The organism is Butyricicoccus sp. (genome assembly GCF_050872565.1).
Lineage (GTDB): Bacteria > Bacillota > Clostridia > Oscillospirales > Butyricicoccaceae > Butyricicoccus_A.
Map to the genome: position 1 here is coordinate 1 of NZ_JBNMHC010000049.1, position 9,285 is coordinate 9,285.

The 9,285-nt window shown below is 51.7% G+C and carries 9 protein-coding genes; 7 read left to right on the top strand and 2 right to left on the bottom strand.

From position 1 onward, the window contains the following. Positions 1–579, top strand: a 579-nt coding sequence (locus ACR0P9_RS03700) for an NAD(P)H-dependent glycerol-3-phosphate dehydrogenase (RefSeq protein ID WP_432617488.1), incomplete at its 5' end; no start/stop codon positions are given. A 118-nt stretch (positions 580–697) separates the two neighbouring features. Here the strand turns inward: ACR0P9_RS03700 and rpmB are convergent. Continuing rightward, entirely contained in the window at positions 698–886 is a 189-nt protein-coding gene (gene rpmB / locus ACR0P9_RS03705) for a 50S ribosomal protein L28 (protein WP_216471301.1), read from the bottom strand. A 210-nt stretch (positions 887–1,096) separates the two neighbouring features. On the opposite strand from rpmB, the gene hprK reads away from it, so the two are divergent. Then, a complete protein-coding gene (gene hprK, locus ACR0P9_RS03710; protein WP_432617489.1) occupies positions 1,097–2,041 on the top strand; it encodes an HPr(Ser) kinase/phosphatase in 945 nt (314 codons plus the stop codon). A gap of 78 nt (positions 2,042–2,119) precedes the next feature. Here hprK and ACR0P9_RS03715 read toward each other — a convergent pair whose 3' ends face one another. Then, positions 2,120–2,827, bottom strand: a complete 708-nt coding sequence (locus ACR0P9_RS03715; RefSeq protein WP_432617490.1) for a metallophosphoesterase — start codon at positions 2,825–2,827, stop codon at positions 2,120–2,122. A 206-nt stretch (positions 2,828–3,033) separates the two neighbouring features. Here ACR0P9_RS03715 and murB point away from each other — a divergent pair, with 206 nt between their 5' ends. The 5 genes from murB to ACR0P9_RS03740 all read left to right on the top strand — a co-directional run. After that, a complete protein-coding gene (murB, locus tag ACR0P9_RS03720; protein ID WP_432617491.1) occupies positions 3,034–3,942 on the top strand; it encodes a UDP-N-acetylmuramate dehydrogenase in 909 nt (302 codons plus the stop codon). A 31-nt stretch (positions 3,943–3,973) separates the two neighbouring features. Beyond that, complete coding sequence (gene rapZ, locus ACR0P9_RS03725; protein WP_432617492.1) at positions 3,974–4,837, top strand: RNase adapter RapZ; 864 nt, start codon at positions 3,974–3,976, stop codon at positions 4,835–4,837. Positions 4,838–4,840: 3 nt separating this feature from the next. After that, on the top strand, positions 4,841–5,974 hold the full coding sequence (locus ACR0P9_RS03730; protein ID WP_432617493.1) for a gluconeogenesis factor YvcK family protein: 1,134 nt from the start codon (positions 4,841–4,843) through the stop codon (positions 5,972–5,974). Positions 5,975–5,986: 12 nt separating this feature from the next. Next, positions 5,987–6,901: a DNA-binding protein WhiA gene (whiA, locus tag ACR0P9_RS03735; RefSeq protein ID WP_432617494.1), complete on the top strand. Its 915-nt coding sequence runs from the start codon at positions 5,987–5,989 to the stop codon at positions 6,899–6,901. Continuing rightward, the coding region (locus tag ACR0P9_RS03740; protein ID WP_432617495.1) for a DNA polymerase III subunit alpha at positions 6,898–9,285 on the top strand (2,388 nt) is incomplete at its 3' end. The genes whiA and ACR0P9_RS03740, both read left to right, overlap by 4 nt.

Here is a 9,285-nt window from a genome sequence, read left to right on the forward strand (position 1 = left end):
GGTATTTTGACCTGTATCTTGGCGGCATCTGCATCGAGAGATGCGGCAACGCTGGTACAGCAGGCATTTATGAACGACCGCTTCCGCGTGTATATCTCTCCGGATATTATCGGCGCGGAGCTGGGCGGATGTTTTAAAAACATCATCGCACTCGCCGCAGGCATCTGTGATGGCGTCGGCTTGGGCGATAACTCCAAGGCGGCTCTGATGACCCGCGGCCTGACTGAGATTGCCCGTCTGGGCACGGCATTGGGCGGCAGAAGTGAGACTTTTGCCGGTCTGTCCGGTATGGGCGACCTGATCGTCACCTGCACCTCGATGCATTCGAGAAACCGCCGTGCCGGTATCAAGATTGGTCAGGGCATGGATGTACAGCAGGCAATGAAGGAGATCGGCGCGGTTGTCGAGGGATATTATGCGACGGAAGCCGGGTATATGCTCGCGCAGAAGGTCGGCATTGAGATGCCGATTACCACGGCAATGTACGAGCTGCTGTATGAAAACAAGCCGGTGAAGGAATGCATCAAGCATCTGATGACCCGTCCGCGCAAGAGCGAGATCGAGGAAATCTGGAAGTAAGCAGAAAAAACAAACAGCGAGAGACAAAAAATCGTCTCTCGCTGTATTTTTTTGCAAAAATGGGCATGAAAAAAGCCCTCTATTTCCATAGAGAGCTTTATCAACCGTTTTATATCAATTAGATTGCGCGAGTAACCTTGCCGGAGCGGAGGCACCGAGAGCAAACATTGATATGGCACGGAGTGCCAGCAACGACAGCCTTAACGCGACGAACGTTCGGCTTCCAAGTACGGTTGGAACGTCTGTGAGAATGGGAAACCTTGATACCGAAGGTTACGCCCTTGCCGCAAACTTCACACTTTGCCATCTTTCCTGCACCTCCTTATCTGTAATCATTTGAGTAACGGATATTATAATATCATACGTTTCGCAAAATTGCAATAGCTATAGACAAAAAAATCCGTCGAGACAGAAAAAAGTCTGTGCTGGCTTGCATGTAATCGGGCAATCCGTTATAATAAAAGCAATATTGTTACTGTTCATACAGGAAAAATCCAGAACAAGGGGGCTGCTAGTCATGCAACTGAAAGAATTCAGCGTTACGCTGGGGCAGTTAATCACAGAATTCCAGTTTGAATTGATTTATGGACCGGAAGGATTCGAGAAAATAGAAATCACAACCGATGATGTCAATCGTCCGGGCTTGCAGCTCGCCGGTTTCTTTGATTATTTTGAACCGCAGCGCCTACAGATTATGGGCAAGGCGGAAAATGCCTATGTAGAACAGTTTGACGAGGCAAAGCGCATGGATATTTTTGAAAAGCTATGTGCTACCGGTATTCCGGCCGTCATTGTCACGAGAAATATCGAAGTGTTCCCGGAACTGATTGAGGCGGCAAAGAAGTATGACGTCGCTGTGCTCCGCACCAATGAGTTTACCTCGTCGGTTACCAGCGCGCTGGTGGCATCGCTGAAGGTATCGCTGGCACCGCGCATTACCCTGCACGGCGTACTGGTCGAGCTGTACGGCGAAGGCATCCTGATTCTGGGCGACAGCGGCGTTGGTAAGAGCGAGACCGCGATTGAGCTGGTCAAGCGCGGCCATCGTCTGATTGCGGATGATGCGGTGGAAATTAAGCGCGTATCCGATCGAACGCTGGTCGGTTGTGCACCGGAGATTATTCGTCACTTTATCGAGCTGCGCGGCATTGGTATTGTCGATGTGCGCCGTATCTTTGGTATGGGTGCCATTAAAGAGACCGAGCGTGTCGATATGATTATCAATCTGGAACAGTGGGTAGAGGGCAAGATGTATGACCGTCTTGGCATGGACAACCAGTACACGGATATTCTGGGTCTGCGCATCCCGTCCCTGACGATTCCGGTGCGTCCGGGTCGAAATCTTGCGGTTATCATTGAAGTTGCTGCCATGAACCATCGTCATAAGTCGATGGGCTATAACGCGGCAAAGGAACTCAATGAGCGCATGATGAAGTCCATGGGCATTCAGAATAATTCGTAATCCGAGCAAATGCAAAGCCGTCCGGCATAGGTGCCAAGCACACTGCCGAACGGCTTTTTTTGTTTTTGTTTGCGGACGTCAGACGTAGAACTCTTCAAAGTCATCCAGACGCAGACAGCCAACACGACCGCCGACATCCTTGTGTGCGGCGCCGCAGTCGATGTAGATGATGCCGCCGTCGTCGAGAATGTGACCGGCTTTGCCGCCGCGCAGCAAATACGTCGGGGTATGTCCGACGATCACCGTGCGGTCAGAGAAGTATTCCATGCCCGGTGTCGGATTCGCATTGAGGAAATCTGCCGGAGAATAGTCGTCCAGCGGCTGCTCCGGATCGAAACCTGTGATGCCGCTGTGTGTCAGCACGAATGAAACGCCGTCTGCCTCTGCTTCTTCGTACAGCGTCATCTCGCCGATGTAATCGAGAATTGCTTCTCTGCCTTCTTCGTCCAGAGAGAGATACTGAATCAGCGTGCGCTGACCGCCATCTGCCGCCCACTTGGACAGCTGAGCGCGCGCATCATCGTCCAGATAGTCCATGAAATTGTCGACGGTTGCTTCCGGCGGGAGAGACTGCACACTGCGGACGAAAGATAATTCGTGATTGCCGAGCGTTGGGAAGACATTAGGACGCTCCATCATGTCGTGCAGCAGACCAATCGGATCCGGACCGAGATCCACGCAGTCGCCCAGAACAAACATGGTGTCCTGATCGGAAAAATGAATGGTGTCTAATAGGGTCTGCCAATCTTCCAGACAGCCGTGCAGATCGCTCACTGTATAAATCATAAACGAAAACCTCCGAAATATTGCAAAAAAAATTCAGGTGTGTTTCTATTGTATGCGACTGCGAACAGAAAAACAAGAGGAGATTTGAAAATTTGAAAAAATGTGCGGTTCATGTTCCGATTTTGCGCCGTGCATGATATAATAAAAATGTATGAAAAGTATTGAGAAATCATGTATTTCGAGATTAAAGGAATGAAGTGTTTTTTATGATAGAAGAATTTAAGTCAAAATTGGAGTGCCCGGCAGATGAGCTGGCATTTTATACCAAGGAGCCGATGAATCGGCATACCTCGTTCCGCATCGGCGGACCGGCAGATCTGCTGGTTATGCCAAAGACCGAACGCGCCGTTTGCAGTGCCGTCAAGGCGGCAAAACAGGCGCAGCTGCCACTCACCGTACTTGGCAACGGCTCGAATGTTCTGGTGCGTGATGAGGGTATCCGCGGCGTTGTGCTGTGCATCGGCACGGAGTACGGAGATATACGCACCGAGGGAACGACAATACAGGCACAGACCGGTGCACTGCTGTCTGTTCTGGCAAGTGAGGCACTGAAAAATCAGCTGACCGGTCTGGAATTTGCAGGAGGCATTCCTGGCTCTTTGGGCGGCGCGCTGTTTATGGATGCCGGTGCGTATGGCGGACAGATGGCGGATGTCGTGGTTTCTTCGCGCTATTATGACGCACAGACCGACACCATCGGTACACTGACTGGGGAAGAACACGCTTTTGGCTATCGTACCAGCGCATATAAAGATCATCCGCAGTGGGTGGCATTGTCTGCACAGCTGCAGCTGCAAACCGGAGATCCGGCGGAAATTAAGGCAAAGATGGATGACTTTTCTCAGCGCAGACGGGATAAGCAGCCGCTCAATTATCCGAGCGCAGGAAGCACATTTAAGCGTCCGGAGGGATATTTTGCCGGTAAACTGATTCAGGATGCCGGTCTGATGGGATATACCGTCGGCGGCGCGCAGGTGTCCGAGAAGCACGCCGGTTTTGTTATCAATCGCGGCGGCGCAACCTGTTCGGATGTTCTTGCGCTCATTGACCATGTGCGGGAAGAAGTGCTGCGTCAGTTCGGCGTAGAACTGGAGCCGGAAGTCAGACTGCTGTAAGACATCAATCAAGGGAAAGGACTGCAAGAGCATGAACTTTTATATCATTTCCGGTATGTCCGGATCGGGAAAATCAAGAGCAATGGCGACTCTGGAAGATCTGGGCTATTACTGCGTGGACAATATGCCGGTGGCACTGATTCCGGCATTTGCTGAAATCTGTATGGCGGCAACCGGCGGAAAATATGAACGCGTGGCGTTGGCTGTCGATGTGCGTGCCGGAAAGGATATTGTGCACTTGCAGGCAGCCTGCGATCGAATCAAGGACATCGGATGCGAGTACAAGATTATCTATTTGGATACGGCAACGCCGATTCTCATCAACCGCTATAAGGCGACGCGCCGCAAGCATCCGCTCATGGTAGACGGTGTGACGATGGTAGACGCCATTGAGCGCGAGCGCGAACTGCTGTCTTCCGTGCGGATGCGGGCGGATTTTGTTGTGGATACGACGAGACTGGAAGTTTCCCAGCTGCGAGAGACCATTATTTCGCTGGTGACCGGCAAAAAAGAAGGCGGATTGCTGCGTGTCAATGTCGTTTCGTTCGGCTTTAAGTACGGCATACCGGCGGATGCAGATCTGGTGTTTGACGTGCGCTTTTTGCCGAATCCGTACTATGAGATCAGTTTGCGCGAAAAAACGGGACAGGATCCGCGCGTCAGGAACTATGTGTTCTGCGACGGCACCGCGGATCGGTATTTGGATTATCTGTTCCCGCTGCTCGATTTCCTGATTCCGCAGTATACCAAAGAGGGTAAAGCTGTGCTCACCATCGGCATCGGCTGCACAGGCGGGCGGCATCGCTCGGTTGCGATTGCAGAGGCCGTGAATAAACACTTGCTGGACAACAAGGTGATGACCACAGCCACGCATCGAGATAGTCAGAAGGGGTAAAAAATGGCGAGACCATTTTATCAAAAGCTGTATCTTCGCACGCTGCGCACTGCAAGAAAATTTGGCCTGCGCAAGCGGCAAAATCAGCAAAGTATTCGTTCCGCACGCAGTTTGGGACCGCGCATTGTCGTCATTGGCGGCGGCACCGGTCTTTCTACCATGCTGCGCGGACTCAAAACATATACAGAAAATATTACAGCCATTGTGTCGGTCTCCGATGACGGCGGCGGCAGCGGCGTGCTGAGAGAAGATCTCGGTATGCTGCCGCCGGGCGATATTCGCAACTGCATTACCGCACTCGCCAATACCGAGCCGACCATGATGGAACTGATGAATTATCGGTTTCCGGAGGGCATCAATAAGGGACAGTCGTTTGGCAATTTGTTCCTTGCCGCCCTCAATGGCATCACGGGATCGTTTGAAGAAGCGGTGACGCGCATGAACGAAGTACTTGCTGTCACCGGTAAAGTACTTCCTGTGACCAATGCCAATGTGAATTTGGTGGCGGATTTTGAAAACGGCGCCAGTGTTGTCGGTGAGTCCAAGATTGCTGCCAAGAAAAAGCAGCAGAATTGTCGGATTCACAAGGTGCGGCTGGAGCCGGAGCACCCCAAAGCTCTGCCGCACGCGATTGACGCGATTTTGTCGGCAGATATGATTATTCTGGGACCGGGCAGCCTGTATACCAGCATCATTCCGAATCTGCTGGTGGACGGTATTGTGCAGGCATTGGAACAGAGCAAGGCACCAAAAATTTATGTGCTCAATATTATGACGCAGGACGGTGAAACCGAAGGCTATACAGCGTTCGATCATCTCCATGCGCTGTTGCAGCACAGTGCGCCGCATCTGGTTGATGCGTGTATTTATAACACCGCACCGGTACCGGATCTGATTCAGGCGCGATATAAGACCGAGGATGCGGAGCCGGTGGAAATAGATATGCAGCGGTTCCGAGAAGCGGGCGTCGAGATGTACGGATTCCCTCTCATTGCGGGCGGCAGCCAGCTGGCGCGGCATGACCCAGCTTTGCTGGCACAGGCGGTTGTCAATGTATTTGGCCGCTGCTGCGTGCGCGAAGGCATTTATGGTGCATACGATATGCTGGCACGAGAAACGGAACCGGGAAAGATTTAAGGAGGATTACGCATGTCGTTTTCAGCGCAGACGAAAACAGAATTGTGCGCGATTCCTGTCAGTCGGGAGTGCTGCGCGGTGGCAGAGGCCTATGGCTTGCTGCTGTTTGCGCACACGTTCTCGCATACGGAAATTTCTGTCGTGACGGCGAATGAGGCGCTGGCAAAGCGCGTGCCGCCGCTGCTGACCCGTGCGTTCAGCGCGTCGGTACAGTCGCAGGAAAAAGGCGCTGGCGGACGAGTAACGCTGAAAATTACCGAGGAAAAGCAGCTCAAGCGCATTTTTGCCAAGCTCGGATACGATTGGCAGTATCATATGACCTATCACCTCAATCGCAATATCATCGAAGAAGATTGCTGCCGCGCGGCATTTCTGCGCGGTGTTTTTCTCGCGGCGGGAACCATTGCAGGGCCGGATAAAAAGATTCATCTGGAACTGGCAACCTCTCATCATGCACTCAGCCGAGAGGTGATGAGCTTGCTGTTAGATATGAATTTTAATCCGAAATTTGCCATGCGCAAGACGGTTTCTTTGCTGTATTGGAAGGATGAAGCGGGAGCAGAAGACTTCCTGACGCTGATCGGCGCGCAGCACGCCGCGATGGAACTCATGCAGGCAAAAGTGGAAAAACAGCTGCGCAATAAAGTAAACCGCCGGGTCAATTGCGAAACCGCCAATGTCATCAAGGCGTCTAATGCGGCGGCAGAACAGATTGCCGTCATTCATCAGGCGCTGAATAAGGGCGGATGGGAGATTTTCCCCGATGCGATGCATGAAACCATTCGCCTGCGGTTAGATCATCCAGAGATGAGTTTGACGGAATTGGCAGCACAATCACAGCCGCCGCTGTCTAAGCCGGGCATGAGCCATCGGCTCAAACGCATTGTGGCATTGGCAAAGGCGGCAGTACAGGAGGAACATACATGAGCTTTGCACATTTACATGTACATACAGAATTCAGCTTGCTGGACGGCGCCTGCCGGATCGGCAATATGATGGAGCATGTGAAGGAGCTCGGACAAGACGCCATTGCCATTACCGATCACGGTGTGATGTATGGCGTCATTGATTTTTACCGGGCGGCGAAAGCGGCAGGCATTAAGCCGGTGATTGGCTGTGAGGTGTATGTCGCCCGCCGGACACGGTTTGATAAAGATCATCAGCTGGACAGCAATCCCTATCATTTGATTTTGCTGTGCAAAAACGAAGAGGGATACCGCAATCTGATTCACATGGTCAGCTTGTCGTTCTCTGAGGGCTTTTATAATAAGCCGCGCATTGATTGGGAGCTGCTCAAACAGTATCACAGCGGTTTGATTGCCATGTCCGCGTGTCTGGCGGGTGAGGTGGCATCGAAAATCTTGCAGCAAAACTATGAGGGAGCCAAACAGACGGCACTGAACTATCGAGAAGTCTTTGGCGAAGATTATTATCTGGAGATTCAGGATCATCATCTGACAGAGGATGACGATGTGTGCCGCGGTGTCATTCGCATTGCAGAAGAGACAGGTATTCCGCTCGTGGCAACCAATGACGCACACTATACGCGCAAAGAGGACGCGCATATGCAGGACGTTCTCATGTGCATTCAGACCGGCAAGACAGTCGATGATATTGACCGAATGCGGTTTGAAACAGAAGAATTTTATCTGAAATCCGAAGAGGAAATGGCATCGTTGTTTCCCAATCATCCGGAAGCGATTACCAATACCATGGAAATCGTCGATAAATGCAATCTGGACTTTACATTTGGACAGTATCATTTGCCATCGTTTGATGTGCCGGACGGCTATACAGCGGAAGAATATCTGCACAAGCTGTGTATGGAAGGCTTTGACCGACGCTATGACCCCAACGATACGGAAAAACGCGAGCGTTTACAGTATGAGCTGGATATGATTCAGCGCATGGGCTTTGTCGATTATTTCTTGATTGTATGGGATTTTATTCACTACGCCAAGACGCACGGCATTCCGGTTGGCCCGGGCAGAGGCTCGGCGGCAGGCTCTATGGTTGCCTACTGTCTGGATATTACGACACTCGACCCGATTCAGTATTCGCTGTATTTTGAACGATTTTTGAATCCGGAGCGCGTCAGTATGCCGGATATTGACGTCGATTTCTGTTATGAACGTCGTCAGGAAGTCATTGATTACGTCACGCGGAAATATGGTGCAGATCATGTCGCGCAGATCGTGACATTCGGCACGATGGCGGCGCGCAATGCCATCCGTGATGTCGGCCGTGCACTAAACATTCCATACGGTGATGTCGATGTGGTGGCAAAGCTCATCCCGACAGAGCTGCACATTACCATTGAAAAAGCACTGGCGGCATCCGAACAGCTGCGGCAGATGTATGAGAACAATGAGACGGTACACAGGCTCATTGATACGGCGCGCAGCTTGGAGGGAATGCCGCGTCATGCGTCCACACACGCAGCCGGTGTTGTCATTACCAATGAACCGGTCGATCATTATGTGCCGCTTGCCGCCAATGACGGCAATATGGTCACGCAGTTTATTATGACCACGCTGGAAGAGCTGGGCTTGCTCAAAATGGACTTTTTGGGTCTGCGAAATCTGACCGTGCTTTCCGATGCGGAAAAAATGGTGCAGCGGGATCATCCGGATTTTCATCTCGATGCCATTTCTTTGGATGATGATGAGACCTATGCCATGCTGGCGCAGGGCAAGACAGCCGGTGTGTTCCAGCTCGAAAGTGCGGGCATTACCAATGTCGTTACGGGACTCAAGCCACATTCGATAGAAGATATTACCGCCGTTGTTGCGCTGTATCGACCGGGTCCGATGCAGTCAATTCCGCGCTATATCGCGTGCAAACACGACCCGTCACAGGTCAAATATAAGCATCCGCTGTTAAAAGATATTCTGGACGTCACCTATGGCTGCATGGTCTATCAGGAACAGGTCATGGAAGTGTTCCGCGTGCTGGCGGGATACTCGCTCGGCAAGGCAGATATGGTGCGCCGCGCGATGTCCAAGAAAAAAATGAAGGAACTCGCAAAGGAACGCACCAATTTTATTTACGGCAATGAAGAGCTGGGCATTGACGGCGCCATCAAGCGCGGTGTCGATGAGCAGACGGCAGAATCGATTTTCGATGAGATTATGGACTTCGCCAATTATGCCTTTAATAAAGCACATGCGGTTTGCTATGCTGTGGTGTCGTATCAGACGGCATATATGAAATGCCATTATCCGCAGGAGTATATGGCGGCACTGCTGACCAGTGTACTGGAAAATTCTCCAAAAGTATCGGAATATATCGGTGCGGCACGGGCGATGGGA

Coding starts and splice junctions, on each gene's coding strand:
- rpmB (WP_216471301.1), bottom strand. CDS start 886: ATGGCAAAGTGTGAAGTTTGCGGCAAGGGCGTAACCTTCGGTATCAAG.
- hprK (WP_432617489.1), top strand. CDS start 1,097: ATGCAACTGAAAGAATTCAGCGTTACGCTGGGGCAGTTAATCACAGAA.
- ACR0P9_RS03715 (WP_432617490.1), bottom strand. CDS start 2,827: ATGATTTATACAGTGAGCGATCTGCACGGCTGTCTGGAAGATTGGCAG.
- murB (WP_432617491.1), top strand. CDS start 3,034: ATGATAGAAGAATTTAAGTCAAAATTGGAGTGCCCGGCAGATGAGCTG.
- rapZ (WP_432617492.1), top strand. CDS start 3,974: ATGAACTTTTATATCATTTCCGGTATGTCCGGATCGGGAAAATCAAGA.
- ACR0P9_RS03730 (WP_432617493.1), top strand. CDS start 4,841: ATGGCGAGACCATTTTATCAAAAGCTGTATCTTCGCACGCTGCGCACT.
- whiA (WP_432617494.1), top strand. CDS start 5,987: ATGTCGTTTTCAGCGCAGACGAAAACAGAATTGTGCGCGATTCCTGTC.